This window comes from Flavobacterium sp. (genome assembly GCF_031423415.1).
Taxonomy (GTDB): Bacteria; Bacteroidota; Bacteroidia; order Flavobacteriales; family Flavobacteriaceae; genus Flavobacterium.
Window position 1 is genome coordinate 1 of record NZ_JANPFL010000018.1, and the last position, 17,898, is coordinate 17,898.

The 17,898-nt window shown below is 34.5% G+C and carries 13 protein-coding genes; 2 read left to right on the top strand and 11 right to left on the bottom strand.

Annotation, left to right across the window (positions count from 1 at the left end; translation table 11 throughout):
* Positions 1–218: 218 nt before the first annotated feature.
* The 6 genes from RMO83_RS16970 to RMO83_RS02180 form a co-directional block, all read right to left on the bottom strand.
* Positions 219–533, bottom strand: a complete 315-nt coding sequence (locus tag RMO83_RS16970; RefSeq protein ID WP_409024994.1) for a DUF6660 family protein — start codon at positions 531–533, stop codon at positions 219–221.
* A gap of 64 nt (positions 534–597) precedes the next feature.
* Positions 598–1,080: an ABC transporter ATPase gene (locus tag RMO83_RS02160; RefSeq protein ID WP_310558028.1), complete on the bottom strand. Its 483-nt coding sequence runs from the start codon at positions 1,078–1,080 to the stop codon at positions 598–600.
* A gap of 81 nt (positions 1,081–1,161) precedes the next feature.
* Positions 1,162–1,953, bottom strand: coding sequence for a (Fe-S)-binding protein (locus tag RMO83_RS02165; protein WP_310558029.1), 792 nt, complete (start codon positions 1,951–1,953; stop codon positions 1,162–1,164).
* 202 nt (positions 1,954–2,155) lie between these two features.
* The gene (locus RMO83_RS02170; RefSeq protein WP_310558030.1) at positions 2,156–3,481 is read right to left on the bottom strand and encodes a (Fe-S)-binding protein; all 1,326 of its coding nucleotides are present in this window, start codon (positions 3,479–3,481) and stop codon (positions 2,156–2,158) included.
* 13 nt (positions 3,482–3,494) lie between these two features.
* Complete coding sequence (locus RMO83_RS02175) at positions 3,495–4,451, bottom strand: MlaD family protein (protein ID WP_310558031.1); 957 nt, start codon at positions 4,449–4,451, stop codon at positions 3,495–3,497.
* Between the two features lie 55 nt (positions 4,452–4,506).
* Complete coding sequence (locus RMO83_RS02180) at positions 4,507–5,664, bottom strand: N-acetylmuramoyl-L-alanine amidase (RefSeq protein ID WP_310558032.1); 1,158 nt, start codon at positions 5,662–5,664, stop codon at positions 4,507–4,509.
* Positions 5,665–5,794: 130 nt separating this feature from the next.
* On the opposite strand from RMO83_RS02180, the gene RMO83_RS02185 reads away from it, so the two are divergent.
* Both RMO83_RS02185 and RMO83_RS02190 read left to right on the top strand, forming a co-directional pair.
* The gene (locus RMO83_RS02185) at positions 5,795–8,491 is read left to right on the top strand and encodes a putative LPS assembly protein LptD (RefSeq protein WP_310558033.1); all 2,697 of its coding nucleotides are present in this window, start codon (positions 5,795–5,797) and stop codon (positions 8,489–8,491) included.
* A gap of 44 nt (positions 8,492–8,535) precedes the next feature.
* Positions 8,536–8,916, top strand: coding sequence for a RidA family protein (locus tag RMO83_RS02190; protein WP_310558034.1), 381 nt, complete (start codon positions 8,536–8,538; stop codon positions 8,914–8,916).
* Between the two features lie 110 nt (positions 8,917–9,026).
* Here RMO83_RS02190 and RMO83_RS02195 read toward each other — a convergent pair whose 3' ends face one another.
* From RMO83_RS02195 to RMO83_RS02215, 5 genes are all read right to left on the bottom strand, one after another.
* Positions 9,027–9,884 (bottom strand): glycoside hydrolase family 16 protein, encoded by an 858-nt coding sequence (locus RMO83_RS02195; protein WP_310558035.1) that lies wholly within the window; start codon positions 9,882–9,884, stop codon positions 9,027–9,029.
* Positions 9,885–10,172: 288 nt separating this feature from the next.
* Positions 10,173–11,024, bottom strand: coding sequence for an N-acetylglucosamine kinase (locus RMO83_RS02200; RefSeq protein WP_310558036.1), 852 nt, complete (start codon positions 11,022–11,024; stop codon positions 10,173–10,175).
* A 126-nt stretch (positions 11,025–11,150) separates the two neighbouring features.
* Positions 11,151–12,155, bottom strand: a complete 1,005-nt coding sequence (gap, locus tag RMO83_RS02205; RefSeq protein WP_310558037.1) for a type I glyceraldehyde-3-phosphate dehydrogenase — start codon at positions 12,153–12,155, stop codon at positions 11,151–11,153.
* 78 nt (positions 12,156–12,233) lie between these two features.
* Complete coding sequence (gene pfkA, locus RMO83_RS02210) at positions 12,234–13,220, bottom strand: 6-phosphofructokinase (RefSeq protein ID WP_310558038.1); 987 nt, start codon at positions 13,218–13,220, stop codon at positions 12,234–12,236.
* Between the two features lie 208 nt (positions 13,221–13,428).
* On the bottom strand, positions 13,429–17,895 hold the full coding sequence (locus RMO83_RS02215) for a translocation/assembly module TamB domain-containing protein (protein ID WP_310558039.1): 4,467 nt from the start codon (positions 17,893–17,895) through the stop codon (positions 13,429–13,431).
* Positions 17,896–17,898: the final 3 nt, after the last annotated feature.

A 17,898-nucleotide genomic window follows, 5' to 3' on the forward strand; every position in this document is an offset into this window, starting at 1 on the left:
TTATTTTGCCTAACATATTGCCACTTTTTTATACCGAAATATACACTTTTTGGCGATTTAAAAGTACTGTTTTCAACTGAATTTAATCACAAGTTATTAACAATCAAATTGTTAATTCATTTTTAAGGAATGACTAATTAGGCACTAATGCCCGTTGAATACTGTGGAAAATCCACAACTCTATAACCCGAATCCCGACAGCTATCGGACGGGCTTCCTTATGCTATTTGAGGTGGTTGCCAAATGCTCCCGAAGTAATTACAAGTACGTATTGATTGGTATTCTGGAATTGTTTTGTCAATTAGAGTTTTGACTGTACTAAAATTGAAATTGTAAGTGGAGTTGTAAACAAAAATTTGACTACTACAGCAGCTACAAACACAAAAAGGAGAACAAAAATCATTGTCCTGATGATGATTTGATTGACGATTAATAGTACTATTAGCAAACGTTACATCCTGCTCCATATCTGCGCAAGGCAAACACGAAAGTGCTATTATATATATCGATAGTATAAAGTTAAGAATTTTCACTAGGTTACTGTACTACTAAAATTCAATTTTGGTCACTATTATTTAAAACCAACTATTCAATCCATTAAAAAAAACGACTGTGCCAACTATCCATAGCAGGTACTTCCCAAGATTCGTTGTATTCTTCGATATTGTTAACGAGATTATTGAAAACGATGGTATTTTCGTTGACGGCTTTTTCTTTGGCCATTTTCTTGAAATCGATTAAAGTTTTGTGTGCAATATGTTCGCCATTTTTGAACGTAACATTCATTTTATCGAGCAAATCTACATTGTATTTTTGTTCTAAATTTTGAATAAACTGAACCGACTTATCAATAGAACAACCTGTCGCAGCTTGCACTTCCTGATTTACAGCAATAATTATAAATCGGTTGTACTTCAGTTGATAGGAACATTCAAGACCCACGCTGTGGGCTTCCCATTTTTCAAGAAAGGAAATTACATTTGTTTCTATTTCGGAGAATTCTGCATCCGAAAATTTTCTGTTGGATTGGTAAATCCAGATTTTGGATTCTAATGGTAAATTTTCGAAAGGTATAAGCATAATAATTATGAGTTATGAATTATGAGTTATGAATTACTGTTTGGAATCCCAAAATTCGTAATTTTTAATTCGTAATTGATTTTACAAATCCATTGCATTGGCAATTAATTCTGCGATGTCAATTACTTTTACTTCGCCTTCTTTTTCTTTGTTTTTTATTCCGTCAGTCATCATCGTGTTGCAAAAAGGACAACCAGCGGCAATAATATCGGGTTTGGTTTCAAGGGCATCTTCGGTTCTTTCGATGTTTACTTCTTTGTTGCCCGGTTCTGCATCTTTAAACATTTGTGCTCCACCTGCTCCACAGCACAATCCGTTTGCACGAGAGCGTTTCATTTCGACTAATTCAGCATCCAGTTTTTGAATTAAATCTCTAGGAGCTTCATAGATATTATTGGCTCTTCCTAAATAGCAAGGATCGTGAAACGTGATTCGTTTTCCTTTGAATTGTCCGCCTTCGATGGTTAATCTTCCATCATCTAGCAAGGATTTCAGGAATTCGGTATGATGCAAAACTTCATATTTTCCGCCTAGTTCAGGGTATTCGTTTTTGATTGTATTAAAACAATGCGGACAAGCCGTTACGATTTTTTTTACTTCATAGGCATTCAAAACCTCGATGTTTGTCATCGCTTGCATTTGAAACAAGAACTCGTTTCCGGCTCGCTTTGCAGGATCGCCAGAACAACTTTCTTCGGTTCCGAGAACTGCAAAGGGAACATTGGCACGATTCAAAATTCGGACAAATGCCTTTGTGATTTTTTTGGCTCTATCATCAAAACTTCCGGCACAACCTACCCAAAACAAAACTTCGGGTTGCTTGCCTTGAGATAGCATTTCGGCCATTGTAGGTACTATTAAAACTTCTGACATAATTATTCTTTTTCCTCACCCCAGCCCTCTCCGAAGGAGAGGGAGCCGAGAAGTGATTGTGTTATTGTGTACTAATTTATATTTCCTCCGCGTGAGGGATGGACGTGGAGCTCTCCCGATTTTTCATCGGGAAGCGGGAACGTACAGCCCGACCCGAAATTGCTAGGCACGAAGCAATCTTGAGGGTCACGCCCAAAAAATTCTATTCATTCTTCCAATTCAAGCGATCTTGCTGGTTGTATTGCCATGGCGCTCCGTTGTTTTCGATATTGGTCATCATAGCATTTAATGATGTTGGTGCAGCGCTTTGCTCCATCACCAAATACCGTCTCAAATCGACAATAATCGAAAGCGGACTGATGTTTACCGGACATTCTTCGACGCAAGCATTGCAGGATGTACAAGCCCACAATTCTTCGGGAGTGATGTAATCGTTTAACAATGTTTTGTTGTCGGGAATGAAAATTCCTTTATTGGCATCGATATTTTTACCTACTTCTTCGATTCGGTCTCTCGTATCCATCATAATTTTACGAGGCGATAATTTCTTGCCGGTGATGTTCGCAGGACAAGCCGATGTACAACGACCACATTCGGTACAGGTGTAGGCATTTAATAACTGCACCCATTTCAAATCCTGAACGTCGCTGGCTCCGAATTTGGACGGAACACCATTTTCAGGAGTTGCAGCATACGGATCTGCGTTGGGATCCATCATGAGTTTTACTTCATTGGTTACGGATGCCAAATTAGAAAGTTGTCCTTTTGGATTTAAATCGGCAAAATAGGTGTTTGGGAAAGCCAACAGAATATGAAGGTGTTTTGAATAATACAGATAATTCATGAAGATCAAAATCCCGATGATGTGCAACCACCAAAATAATTCGTTCAGAAGCATTACCAATTCGCTAGAAACGCCATTGAATAGAGGTTCGATGAATTGACTTACGGGGAAAGAACCTGCTTTGATGAAATGTGAAAAACCTCCGGGAATATTTTGCAAATGCAAATCGGAAGCGTTCATTAGTAAAAATAATGACATTATAACCACTTCAAAATAAAGAATGTAATTCGCGTCTTTTTTAGGGAAGCCTGTTAAATCTTTGCTAACAAAACGTTTTAATTTGATGACATTTCTTCTTGTCCAGAAAGCAAATACGGCAACTAAAACCAATAATGCCAAAATTTCGAAGGATGCAATTAACACATTATAGGAAGTCCCTAAAAAGGCAAAAATTCGATGCGTTCCAAACAAACCATCAATAATTATTTCTAATAATTCGATATTGATGATGATGAAACCGACGTAAACAATAATGTGAAGGATTCCTGCAATCGGCCGTTTCACCATTTTGGATTGTCCGAGAGCAATCATCGCCATATTGCGCCAACGAGCTTTTGAATTGTCTTTGCGATTCACATCGGTTCCAAGATTGATGTTTCTGACAATTTTTTTAATGTTAGTAAAAAAATAACCAAAGCCTACAATCAGCAGAATTGCGAATAAAATAGAATCTAAATAACCCATAATTGCGCGTTTTTTATTTGGAAACTGTATCTTTTACTGTTGTAATATAAGGTTTGTTTTTCTTTCCGAAAAGGGATACGTTTACATAACGAGTTGGGTGAAGTCGTACATCTTCTAATAATAATTCTAGCTCTTTTGACGTTTTTTCTAAATTATTGTACAACCCTTCATCGTTTATTAACTTGCCCATCGTGCCTTTGCCTTCTTGAAGGTTTGCCATCATTTTATCTACTTTTTCTAGGGTTTTTTGTAGATTGACGACAGTTTTTCCTAAATCGGCTTTGTCTAAGGAATCCGAAATTTTAGAAAAATTGCTTGACATCTTATTGAAATTACTAACAGCACCGTTTATTTGTCCTTTATTTACGTCCAAAATAGTGTTGATACTCGAAGAGGCTTTGTGAAATTGTTCCATCGTCTGGCTTAATTCAGCCAAACTTTTCTTTAAATCTTCTTGCCCTTCAGTGTCTAAAACATTGTTGATGCCTACCAATAAATCATTAGCGTTGCGCATTACTTTTTCGAATTTTTCTTGCAGTGGCAGCAACTGTTGTTTTAGCGCTTCAGTTAAATCCAAATCAGATCTACCAATTAAAAACTGACCATCGGCGCTTTCAGACTTGTCTTGAAGATTTGGATGAATCGCAATTTGTTTTCCATCAATAAAGCCTGGTTTATAAATCACTGCTGTGCTGGTTTTAGAGATAGGAAAATCAGTTTTTAATTGCAATTGAACCACAAGTTTTCCTGTGTTTTTGTCTAAAGTGATTTTGGTCACCTTACCTACAATCAAACCATTGATAGTTACAGAAGCTGATGGAGACAATCCTTCAACATTATCATATTGCACATAAAACGTACGGTATTTATCTAAAAGATCTCTGCCTTTCAGATAACTGTAGCCCCAAATAAATAGTAATATTGTCGAGATGACAAGTATTGCGGTTTTAATTTCTCGTGTTAATTTCAAAGTGTAAAATTTTAGGCAAATTTAATATAAATAAGTTAAACTTGAAGTTAATAATTTATTTGAGTGCATCCTGCACGCTAATCATTTGGCCATCTTTAAAAGCAATTAAATAAGCGGAATTATATCCTTTGGATTTTGCTTCCTGTAATAATTTCTTAGCTTCATCATAATTAATAGTTTCGCCATACATATATTTAAAAAATTTACCGTCCGATGACATGGTTATGTTTTGTAAACCTTTAAAATTACTAGCAATTAACGCTACTCTCCTGACACTTGCTGATAATTGCACTTTAAAAATGATTGCTGAACTGTCAGTAGTTGGTACTAGTTTATTTTCAATATTTTCCACTGGCTTTTTTACAATTGTAGAAGTATCTTTTACAGGTTTTTCTATAACTTTTTTGATCGTTCTTTGATTAACATTGTCGCTAGCATCCGCACCAAAATATTCTCTTTTGTAACTAACAATAGCATCTGCAATGGCTTGAGAAATTTCGTTTTGCCCTTCTTCAGAGTTCAATAAATTTCCTTCAACAGGATTCGAAATAAATCCAGTTTCGACTAGGACTCTTGGCATATACGCTTTGTGGAGTACCATAAATGGGGCTTGTTTTACGCCGCCGTGTCTGATATCTTTTCCCAAATCGGCAAATCTATCTTCAATTTTTCCCGCCAGAGAAATACTATATTCTAAATATTCTTCCTGCATCAAAGTCATTCCAATCATTGTTTCGGGAGAATTGGGATCGAAACCTTCATATTTTTCTTTATAATCTTTCTCTAAGGTAATTACAGAGTTTTCCTTTTTTGCAGCTTCCAAATTAGAAGCCACTTTGCTCATCCCCATTACATAGGTTTCGGTTCCTGAAGCTGCTGTATTTTTGTTGGCGTTGCAATGTATCGAAACAAAAATATTGGCATCGGCTCTATTAGCGATATTGGCTCTCTCTATTAAATCTATGAAAACATCTGTTTTTCGGGTGTAAATGACATCAATTTTGGGATTTTGTTCTAATAATTTTCCAACTTTAAGCACTAGAGCCAAGTTGATATTTTTTTCAACTCGACCACTATACACTGCCCCAAAATCGTGGTCTCCGTGACCAGCATCTAAGGCAACCTTAAAAATACCGGTTTGACTGTGCGTAAGAATTGAAAAAAAAGCGAAGAGAAATATAAATAGGAGTTTGATTTTATTAAATTTATACATAAATCTAAAAGTTAATTAAATTAAAACACTAAAGCTATAATGTATTATTTGACTATTTTTGCCAAAATTAATATGTAAGTTTGACCAATCAAAAAACAAGCCATATTTTACAAAAATAGCATTAAAACCTTTGAATACAAACTTATTTCATATCGTTTTATTATCAATTTTCCTAACAATAGGATCTTGTAAAATATATTCACAAGATATTTCAAAAAAAACGAAATTAATTCCAGCCAATAAACAAAAAGACGCTACAATTACTACCGATGAAAATAAAAAAAAATCGACTGCGATTGTAAAAACGGAAACAGATACTATCAAAAAAGATAGCATTCTACCTAAAGCACTTCTTGAGGGAAAAGTAATATACAAGGCTACTGATTACGTGAAAATTGAGCAAAAGAAAAAGCTAATTACTTTATACAATAATGCTGAATTGTACTATCAAGATACCGAATTGAAAGCGGGAATTATAGTTTTAAATTATGAAACAAACGAAGTTCTTGCGGGACGAATAAAAGATTCTTTAGGAAAACCATCGCAATTCCCCAACTTCAAACAAGGCCCAAATGTTGTTGAACCGGATTCGATACGTTTTAATTTCAAATCAAAAAAAGCGCTAATTTGGAATTCAAGAAGCGATCAAGGTGAATTTAAAGTCAAAGCGGTTTTAACAAAAAAAGAAAATGATTCAGTTTATTTCTTAAAAGGGGCTCGTTTTACAACCTCGAAAGACGTTGACAATCCAGAATATTACTTCCAAACCAATAAAGTAAAAATCATTCCTGGCAAAAAAGTAGTAACAGGATTAACTAATATGGTGATTGCTAATGTTCCCACTCCTATTGCTTTGCCATTTGCTTTTTTTCCAATGAGTAAGGAAACTAGCGTTTCGGGGCTTCTTCTACCAAGTTATAACGATTCGAATACTAGAGGATTTTCATTGCAAAATGGCGGCTACTATTTTGCCCTTAGCGACAATTATGATTTAACCGTTTTGGGAGATTATTATACCAACGGAAGTTATGCGATGCGATTTGAAACCAATTATGCCAAACGATACAGCTACCGAGGAAACTTAAACTTTAGATTTGAAAATTTAATTAATAGCGAAAGAGGTTATCCTGACTATGCAAAACAAAATATTTACAATCTGCAATGGTCTCATTCGAAGGACTCTAAGGGAAGTCCGAATTCAAGCTTTTCTGCATCGGTGAATATGGGAAGTAGCAAATACTTTCAACAGTCCATAAATCAGGCCAATGTAGGGTCAAATTTGAATAACACTTTGAGTTCTTCGGTTTCATACAGTAAATCATTTCAGGGTGCTGTAGGTTCTCGATTGGCTTTGAGTGCCACACATTCTCAAAACACACAAACTTCTGAAATCCAAATGACCTTGCCTGATTTACAATATAGTGTAGATCGAATTTATCCTTTTGTAGGCAAAGACGGTATGAAAAAAGGGTTTTTCAAAAACATCAATTTACTTTATAATTTGGTGGGAAAAAACAGTTTTGTTACCACTGATTCCCTGTTTTTCTCCAAAGAAATGTTTGATAATGCTAAGTTGGGCGTGCAACATAGTATTCCTTTGAGTACCAATTTTAAATTATTCAAGTATTTTAGCGCTTCGACCGCGATGAATTATAACGAAGTTTGGACTATAAAAACCATTCAAAGAAACTATGACAAAGAGCAAAGCAAGGTAACAGACCAAACCATCAATGGCTTTGATGCTTTCAGAACCTATAATTTCTCCAGTAGTTTGGGAACCACGATTTATGGAACCTTCAATTTCAAACCCGACAATAAAATAAAATCCATCAGACACGTGATGCGACCTTCTCTTTCCTACGGCTACACGCCCAGCTTCGAAAAATATTTCGATACCTATGCGACAGATGGCAGCGGAACAATGACAAAAGAGTATACTCGCTTCGAAAATGGTATTTTTGGGGCTCCGGGAAATAGCAATTCTAATATTCTTGGCTTTGATTTAAGCAATACGTTTGAAGCTAAAATAACGGATCCTGATAGTACAAAAGTAGAACCCAAAAAAATAATGCTTCTTAATAATTTGAATTTTTCTACCAGTTATGATATCAATGCCAATGGGAAAACTTCACTTGCATGGACTCCAGTTCGCGTGAGCGGCGGAACTCAATTCTTTAAAGACAAATTGAATATGAACTTTGGAGCTACTTTAGACCCTTATGCAATAGACAATTCGGGAACTAGAATTAATGTTTATAACATCAATAATGGGGGCAGTTTGTTTAGAATGACCAGTGCTAATATGACTTTGAATTATTCTATTTCGAGCAAAGATTCTGAAAAAGATAAAAAAGATAAAAACAAAGAAGGGGAACGAAATGGTGGTCGTGATGACGATTTGTTTGGACGAAATACCGTAGATAACGTTCGAGGAAGGAGTCAGTTTGACGATGAAGAAACCGATGAAGACAAAGATAAAATTACCGAGTTTTTTGCTTCAACTTTGCCTTGGGATATGACTTTTGCGTATTCGCTCACGTACGGCAATAATAATAGGGAAAGTAAAATTACAGGAAATTCAATAATGGTTTCTGCCAATGGAGATTTAACCCCAAAATGGAAGGTTGGAGTTTCGACAGGTTATGATTTTGTTCAAAATGGTGTTACTTATACCCAACTTCGATTTGAAAGAGATTTGTTGAGTTGGCGAATGGATTTTAACTGGCAACCCTTTGGCAATCAAGCTAACTGGAGTTTCTTTATAGGAATAAAATCGGGAATCTTGAGTGACATAAAATACGATAAACGAAGTATTAACAATAGATAGCTTTGTTTTGATTTCAAATTTTTAATAAAATAATCAAATTAATTATGAAAAAAATAATTTTTACCGAAAATGCCCCAGCGCCAATTGGACCATACAACCAAGCAGTACTAATAGGAAACACGCTTTACACTTCTGGACAAATTGCTATAAATCCATCAAATGGTGAATTGGTTATCTCCAACATTGAAGCCGAAACCCAACAAGTAATGGAAAATATGAAAGCTGTTCTTGCAGCGGCAGGAATGACCTTTGAAAATGTGGTAAAATCGACGATATTCATAATGAATATGGGAGATTTTGGAACAATAAACAGCGTTTATGGATCCTATTTCGACGAAAAAACTGCTCCAGCACGTGAAACGGTTCAGGTGGCAGGTTTGCCAAAAAATGTAAATGTAGAAATTTCTATGATTGCAGTAATATAGTACTCAATAACAAATTAGGAATTCCATACTTGAAAAGTGAATAGTAAAAAAAAGATATAAAAGAAAAAACACCTTGTAGCTAGTGGTAGTAACGAATTCTTTTCTTTTTATTATTTCGAATAAAATCTAACATAGTCATATTCAGCAGAACTATTTTCTTGGTCTTTTCCTGTCCAATTTGCTGCAATAGCTGTAATCCAAATATTTATGTTGTCATGCTCAAACTGGGATGCTGGATATTCAGCAACATGAGTTATTTTACCGTCAACATAAAATGTTACTGTTTTTTCATTCCATTCAAAACCATAAGTATGCCACACTCCAGCATCAAACAGCGGTATTGCAGTAATGTCGGCGGGTGTTTTTGGTACTCTACCGTATTCTTTACCATCTGCTTTCCAAATAATAATATGCTGTGTGAATTTATTGAGTGAGCTTTCAGCAAGATGATCGTGTGTACTTGCATTTTCATAACAGTCAATTTCGGTTCTACGACTCTCCGGATAGGTGGTATTAACTTCTCCCCTAGCATCTATTGATGCTGCCATTGCCCAAAATGAGTGATGCCAACCTTCATCGGCTTGGCCATCTGTATCATCGTCGATTTTATCTCCTAAACGAGATCGCACTTCGTAATAACCATATTTGAATTGTTTTTTAGATACAATCCCAGCACCTGAAGCCATTTTACCTTTCAATGGCTGCGTCAATTCACGTAAATTAAGTTTTAAAATCCCTCCTTTTAGGCTTACGTTTTCTCTTAATTGAACACTTCTATGCTTTACATCAGTGCGGAAAGCCCACATTGAAGTATCGAGAACAGAACCGTTAAATTCGTCATGCCAAATAAGTTTATAACCTGTAACCGGAATTGAATTTTTTGATTTTTTTTGCGCAAAGCAACAACTTAGCCCTAGAAAAAAAAGTATTAGAAAGGTGGAAGTAGGTTTAAAAGTAAAATGCTTCATTGATGAATATTAATTTTAGTTTTCTTTTAACAAATGATTTGTTTTGTGAATAGTGCACATTCTTAATTAAACTTTTGGTTGATATTAGTTTATACTAACCTAAAAGTTTAAATTGGTACTACTTTAAAAACAGTTAAAATTATTCCCCGCTTTATCTGTAAAAGAATTTATATGATATACCCGAGTCATTCAGAGAATATAAGTATGAACTTGAATCACGCACTATAACTGTTTTACGTAATGGATAAACTAGCGTCGAGATAAAATGTCGCACTATTGTTCGCGATTTTATTTCTCTGAAATGTGATAGGCTATTAATCCATCTATTGGTCTTCGCAACACATTTCCTAGTTGCATTTCATATTTATCAAACATTAATTGCAATTCATCTTTGAGATAAAAAGCGATGGAGCCTACAAAATGAACAGGAACTTCTTTACAGTTATCGTATTGTTTGATGTAGTTTTTAATAAAAGATTTCATTCCTTTGAAAATGATTTTTTTACAAAATTCATGATCTTTATGTTGAATGAGGAACTTTGCAAAAGTGGCCAAATACGCATTAGGATTGGGTTCTTTGTATAATTTATTCTTGATGTAATCCGGACTTAAATCATACTCTTTTTCAAATTCTATTGCTAATTCTTTTGGCATTTTATTGAAATAATATTTACGGATTAATTCTTTACCAAGAACATTACCGCTGCAATCGTCCATGACGATATACCCTAATGATTGCACTTTTTGATGCAATTCTTTACCATCAAAAAAACTACAATTTGAACCTGTACCAAGAATGCTAACAATGGCTTTTTCCCCTTTTGGAGTAGTAGCAAAAACGGCTGCATACGTATCTTCTTGAACCTCAACGATTGCATTTTGGAAATATTTTTGAAAAGCTTGCGAAAGCATAATTTTCATTGCGTCAGTACCACAACCTGCGCCATAAAAGAAAAGATGTGTGGCTTTATCCTTATTTTGTAGAATATCAAATTTATCATTTAATCGCTCAATAATTTCTTCTTCATCAAGGATTTCAGGATTTAAACCTAAGGTTCGTGTGGTAAACAATATTTTTCCATCCTCATCAATTGCTATCCAATCGGCTTTTGTAGAGCCACTATCTACTAATAATCTCATTTTACTTTTAGATTTTTAATTTTAGATTTTAGAGTATGTTTCTAAAAGCTAAAAAAATGGTTATTGGTTTAGATAAAAAAATCCCGCTAAAAATGAATCTAACGGGATTTCTTTTTGTAAATATAATTATTTTAAACTTGTGATATGTACCGCAAGGTCAATTAATTTGCTTGAATAACCATATTCGTTATCATACCAAGAAACCAATTTGAAGAACGTAGAGTTCAAACCAATTCCTGCAGTAGAGTCAATGATGGATGTTCTTTTGTCAGAAATAAAATCTTGAGATACAACAGCATCTTCTGTGAATCCCATAATTCCTTTCATGGTAGTTTCAGAAGCTAATTTTAAAGCCGCCATAATTTCTTCGTACGAAGTTTCTTTGGCTACTTTTACAGTTAAATCTACCACAGAAACGTCAACAGTAGGAACACGGAAAGACATACCTGTTAGTTTTCCATTCAAATCAGGAATCACTTTTCCAACCGCTTTTGCTGCACCTGTTGATGATGGAATGATATTTACACTTGCAGCACGGCCACCTCTCCAGTCTTTTCTAGAAGGACCATCAGCTGTCATTTGAGTTGAAGTTGTTGCGTGAACTGTTGTCATCAACGCTTCTACAATTCCAAAATTATCATGGATAACTTTAGCCAAAGGAGCTAAACAGTTTGTAGTACAAGAAGCATTAGAAACAACAAGATCAGAAGCTTTTGCAGTTTCGTGATTTACTCCCATTACAAACATTGGAGCATCTGCTGATGGAGCAGAAATAATTACTTTCTTAGCACCACCTTTAATGTGTGCGTTTGCCGTTTCAATGGTGGTAAAAATACCAGTACATTCAGCAACAACATCTACATCAAGTTCGTCCCATTTCAAATTAGCAGGATCTCTTTCAGCAGTGATTCTAATATTTTTTCCGTTTACGAATAATTTTCCGTCTATAACTTCAACAGTTCCATTAAAACGACCGTGAACTGAATCATATTTCAATAAATAAGCCAAATGGTCTACATCTAACAAATCATTGATTGCTACTACTTCTACATTTTCTCTATTAAAAGATTCTCTAAATACGATTCTTCCAATTCTACCGAATCCATTGATTCCTAATTTTACTTTTGACATTTTTTGTTTGCTTTAGGCTTAAAGTTTCTACTTTAAGCAGATTAATTAATTTATTGTTATTTGGCGTAAGCCGTACTTTTATACAGACATAATTTCCGAAACTCTTAGTAATTCTCTGTCTATTTCGGATTTTCCTTTGATGGCTTGTAATAATGGCGTTATCGCTACTTTATCGTTAATCATTCCTACCATATAGTTGGATTTTCCTTCTAATAAACTCTCAACAGCTTTCACTCCCAATCTACTTGCTAATACTCTGTCGTAGCAAGATGGCGCTCCACCGCGTTGCATGTGCCCTAAAACCGAAACCCGAATGTCATATTCGGGCAAATTAGCTTCGACATAATCTTTTAATTCGAACACATTTTTGCCAATTTTATCTCCCTCGGCGATGACAACAATACTGGATGATTTTCCAGATGCTTTACTTTTTTTGAGGGATTCGAGCAATCTTTCTAACCCTAATTCTTCCTCTGGAATAAGAATTTCCTCGGCTCCACCTCCAATTCCCGCATTCAAAGCAATATGTCCAGCATCGCGACCCATTACTTCTACAAAAAATAATCGGTTGTGTGAACTTGCGGTATCGCGAATTTTATCAATGCATTCGACTACCGTGTTTAGCGCCGTATCATATCCTAAAGTATGACTGGTGCCGAAAATGTCATTATCAATTGTACCAGGAATTCCCATCACAGGAAATTTATACTCTTTATTAAAAATTTCTGCTCCGGTAAAACTACCGTCACCACCTATTACAACCAAGCCATCAATTCCTGCATTTACAAGGTGGTCGTAGGCTTTTTTGCGACCTTCAACAGTCATAAACTCTTTGGAACGAGCTGATTTTAAAATTGTTCCTCCTTTGTTTATGATATTGTGAACCGTTCTTGGTCCCATTGGAATAAAATCGCCTTCAATCATTCCTTGGTAACCTCTATAAATTCCTGCGCATTCTATGTTATGATAGGCACATGTTCTTACTACTGATCGTATAGCAGCATTCATCCCAGGAGAATCACCTCCCGAAGTCAACACACCTACTTTTTTAATTGTTTTGGACATCATTTAAATATTAAAAGCGTAAATTTAATAAACATTCAGCAAATTTGACGGTATGTTTCTAATAAATTGGTAAAACACTGCGAATTCAAACGTTATCGTTGATAAGTTAGTTAAATAGTGCAATAAATATTTTTCAGCTTTAAGGTGAAGCTTAAATGTTCAATACTCGTTATTTTAAAAAAGATATAACTAAAATTTCCCTGCTGAATTAGTCTTCTTCAGGAACTTTACCCTCCGTGTTAGGATATAACGTTTTGGCATTGGGTTTATTAGATTTTGATGGATCTTTTTTTTCTGGCGCTACGTTAGAATCATCATCTATAACACCTGCATCAACTGTTTTTTCAATTTTATTATTTTTGAATATTTTGTTTGCGAGGTCTTTGAATGTATCAAAATCAACTTCATAAGAAATACCAACTCCTTGTGTATAACCAATTCCTTCCCCGATGTAACTAATGTCATTTTCTCTATTGAAAAATCGTAAGTTAACTGTTCCATCGTCGTTTACACGATACAAAATTTCTACGTCTCCTACCACAGCTGTTTGTGTAATTCCTCCAAAAGGAACTCCAACTTTCCCGTTAATGGTTACACGTTCATTAATTCTTGATGAAATCGAGGCAACAAATCTACCATCAGCTTCTCTTCCAGTAGTCCTATCTGCACCAATAATACCAATATTAACCTGAAATTTTGGGTCGTTAGATTTTATCATACCCGTCAATAAACTCGAAGCCGTTTCATAAGCACTTTGTGAAAATGCCGACTGACTGACGCCTTCCGAGCTCAGAAAACCACCAGTAGATAATAAGTATAAAGCTTGCGTCTGTCGTACTTCTTTGTCACTTAATTTATACTCTATTTCGGATTTCATCACATTGCTAACATATGGAAATTCAAAATTAAAGTCAGGTTCTGGACTGGTCAAATCACCACGAACACCAATAACTACGTTCACATCTATCTTTTTATTATAGGATGAATTTTCTAGTAAAACCGATGGATTTGCAGCTGTTTTATAAATGGCTTCCAAGTTCAAGCGAGCTCGCATCGGGTTTCCTTCCCAGGAAATATAGCCTCCTTTTTTGACATTAAATTTCTTATCAATCAAACCACCATATTTAAAATTGTAGGTTCCCTCATACAGCTGAAAATCACCCCACATATTGAATTTTCCTAAAGTATTAATTTTAAAAAGCAAGGTTCCGTTTCCTTTTCCTTTCATTCCGTGACCAGTATTTCGGTCTAAAATAACTTCCACTTCGGCATTAGGAGTAATGTCTAAATCAAATTCCAATTCAAGACCTTTGTAATTTCTGGAATTGTCAACAATTCCTTTTCTAAAGTTAAACTTTTCTTTGGCAGTCAAAAAATGTAAAAAATCATTACTGCTCACACTATCTGAATTATTAATTGGAATTTTCAAAGATGATCCTTTTTCGGATTTGGCATCAACCTTTATAAACAAGGCGTTTGTTGGTCCTTTAATTGTTGCAACACCATCGATAAATGCAACGCCATAGTATGCTGCGTCTTCTGCATCTTGGGTGTCCAAAACCAACAATCTTTTCGAATTAATAGTCAAATCCAGCTTCCAATCTGAAAAATTACGATGCTCAACACTTCCGTTTAAATTTCCTTTTGTGCCAAATTTAGTGTCGGTAAGTACATCATTTTTAAACAAAAATTTCTCATCTGTCAAATCTACGACAGTTCTTTGACCTAAGGAATAATCAACATTTAAATACGGTATTTTCAAACCAGCATCATCTACGTAAAGCCGCCCGTTGATGTCGGGCTTTTTGAGATTTCCCCCGATAGTAGCATTTCCTGTCGCAAAACCTCTTATGTTTGATATCACATCTCCACCAAGCGGTCCTAAAATTCCTAAATTGAACTTATCTAATTTCAATTGTAAATCTAAAATGGTACTATTTTCTACAATTTCAAACTTACCATTGACTCCAAAAGACTCCACATTTTCATTTTCGATAGAAGAGTTTACTGCAAATTTTTTGAAAGTTTCATCTCCAGTAATATCAAAATTCAAATTACCCAAATTCGTATTATTAATATTCAAACTGTCGATTTGAATGGATGCTGTGGGTTGAAAAACGGATTTACCTTGCTTGTAATTGATGACGGCGTCTATATTTCCGTTAAATACAAATTTGGGATCTGCAGGTGTAATTTGATTTAAATCGACATTTTTAAAACTTAATTTTAAATCTTTGTATGTTTTCCCTTTTATGTCCCCCATAAAAGTAATTTCTTGGTTTCCGTGGGTTAAAATAATGTTATCAAAATTGAAATTTTGGAAAGATTTATCAAAAACAATCTGATTGTTTGGAGTTTCTTTTTCATTCAAAAACCACAAATAATCCTTGAGTTTGATTTCGGATTTGTGTATCCCGACAACGTTATTATTATCCTTATTTATGGTGTGATATAAATTCAAATTGAAATAATCCTGGCCTTTTGAACCTCCTTTGAACTCCGACCGAAAGAACAACGTATCTTTCATCGTCACGTTTATTAAACTAAAATCGCGTATTTTATAAAGTTTAGTTTTAATGCTATCTAATTCAATGAAAGCATTGTAGAGTGGGTTTTTATTGTCAATTTTAACTCTGATATTATCGAATGTATTCGTTGAAGCGGTGACTTTTGGTGAATTAAAATTAAACTTGAATTCCTGATTATCTGAGTTGATATTTCCTTTTACAATGGTATTTGTCGCAATAGAAATTTCGGGATAAAAGATTTCGATTATTTTATTATAGATGGCGAAATTAAATTTCAGGAACTGTCCTTTTTTTACTTTCTCGGGTTTGAAATTGGTATACAGGCTTCCCAGCGAATTCATCACTAATTTCTCTAACTGATTGAATTGAAATTTACCCACAATTTCACCTTCAATAATATCTTGAGAATTTACCTTAATCGTTCGCACACCGCTTGGGTCAAAAGTAGAATTGATATAAAAATCATTAAAAGAATAGGTGGCTTTTGCGTTTTGATAGGTCGTTTTATTTATAAAAACATCCCCAGTGAGATTGTCAATAGTGTTTCCTGACAAATTCACAATAATATCTCCTTGGAATCTGGAAATACTATCTTTCATAAAATTTAATTTTTTCAAATCGGCATTATCAACATTGATTTTAAAATCGTAGCGGCTGCTCTTTTTACTCAAATCTACCAATCCATCAAAATTCATTTTCAAATTCGGGTCATTTGCCATAACCTGACCTTTGTAAAGACCTCTCACAAAACTTCCGTTCAAATCTAAATTACTGTAGGTATAATTATTATAGTTTATTTTTGCAATACTTCCTTTCACAGCAGTGTTCAAGGATTTTTCAGAAAATCCCTGACCATCAATATCCAAATTCAAACTCGCTTTCCCGATGTCTTTTCTGTCAATCAATGCCCCAATATCAAAATTATCTAAAACCACATTTCCGGCATAGGTGGCTTTGTCTGAGAAATTCATGTTATTAATAATCAAATCTGATTTTACGTTTCCTATTTGTGAAGTCATCATAAAATTGGCATCCAACGAAGTTGTAGTAACCTCAGCATTTCCCTTAAGATTAATTATGCCCAATTTTTTCAAAATGACGGGTAATTTTTTCCCTAAAACATTTGGTAAAATAGTTACCACATCATTGTAACTAGTAGAAAGTTTGTTAAATCTACCATTCATATAAAATTCTTTCCCTTTAGTCGGAAAAAGATTTTTGAAGTTGATTGTTCCTATTATTTGTGAATTTTTAGCATTCGACAATTTAAAATTTGCCAACACCAAATTATTTAGCGGTCCTTTGATTCTTCCTTTTACCTTAAAAAGCTGATCTTTACCTAATTCATTATAAAAACTGCGAATATCATTAGATGCCAACTTTGACTTTTCGAGTCTAATATCAAATTCGACTTTATCCGTAAAATTGGCAAAATCTTCAATTTCGTAATTCATCACCACCAATCCTTTTAGTTTGGATTCTTTGGTAACTAAATCAAGATTTTCAAGTTTAATATGTTTCTTGGTATATGTAAATTTTGTACTTAAATCCTTAACAAATATTCCACGATGATCCTGAAAAGACATCGCATTGATGGTTGTTGTTACCTCAGGTCCATAGATTCTCAAAGCAGTGGCTGCAATATTTAATTTGGTAAAGTCAACATCTGTAGGATTAGCTCTGTTTTCGTCAATAAGACTGTAGTGTCCATTGGTTATTTTTACTTTGGTGGCTGTTAAAAGAAATTTTTTTGTTGATGGTGGTGTTTTGGAATCAAATGCAGCTACAAATTTATCAAGATTGGATTCTTTTTCTTTTTTATAGGTTTTCATATTAAAATACAAACCATCGGCAGCAATATCACCAAAAATTAAATCGCCATCTACTATTTTACTCCAGTCTAAAATATTGGTTTTTATTCGGTTGGCAGAAATTAAGGTGTCTTTATGATGATCCAGAATCAAAACATTTTTCAATTTCATTCCACCAAAAACCGTCAAAGAAACTTCCTCGACATTGATGCTAATTTTGTACTTTTCGTTGAGTGTATTCGTTACATAATTCCCAATCTTTGTTTGAACAAATGGCAGTGTCAAAGCAATACCAAGTATCAAAACCAGCAAGATGAGTGCAAGAATCGTACGCAATAC

Excerpts from the sequence above, each read along its gene's own strand:
- RMO83_RS02200 (WP_310558036.1), bottom strand. The coding sequence starts at position 11,024 with ATGAGATTATTAGTAGATAGTGGCTCTACAAAAGCCGATTGGATAGCA.
- RMO83_RS02180 (WP_310558032.1), bottom strand. The coding sequence starts at position 5,664 with ATGTATAAATTTAATAAAATCAAACTCCTATTTATATTTCTCTTCGCT.
- RMO83_RS02160 (WP_310558028.1), bottom strand. The coding sequence starts at position 1,080 with ATGCTTATACCTTTCGAAAATTTACCATTAGAATCCAAAATCTGGATT.
- RMO83_RS02195 (WP_310558035.1), bottom strand. The coding sequence starts at position 9,884 with ATGAAGCATTTTACTTTTAAACCTACTTCCACCTTTCTAATACTTTTT.
- RMO83_RS02190 (WP_310558034.1), top strand. The coding sequence starts at position 8,536 with ATGAAAAAAATAATTTTTACCGAAAATGCCCCAGCGCCAATTGGACCA.
- RMO83_RS02165 (WP_310558029.1), bottom strand. The coding sequence starts at position 1,953 with ATGTCAGAAGTTTTAATAGTACCTACAATGGCCGAAATGCTATCTCAA.
- gap (WP_310558037.1), bottom strand. The coding sequence starts at position 12,155 with ATGTCAAAAGTAAAATTAGGAATCAATGGATTCGGTAGAATTGGAAGA.
- pfkA (WP_310558038.1), bottom strand. The coding sequence starts at position 13,220 with ATGTCCAAAACAATTAAAAAAGTAGGTGTGTTGACTTCGGGAGGTGAT.
- RMO83_RS02170 (WP_310558030.1), bottom strand. The coding sequence starts at position 3,481 with ATGGGTTATTTAGATTCTATTTTATTCGCAATTCTGCTGATTGTAGGC.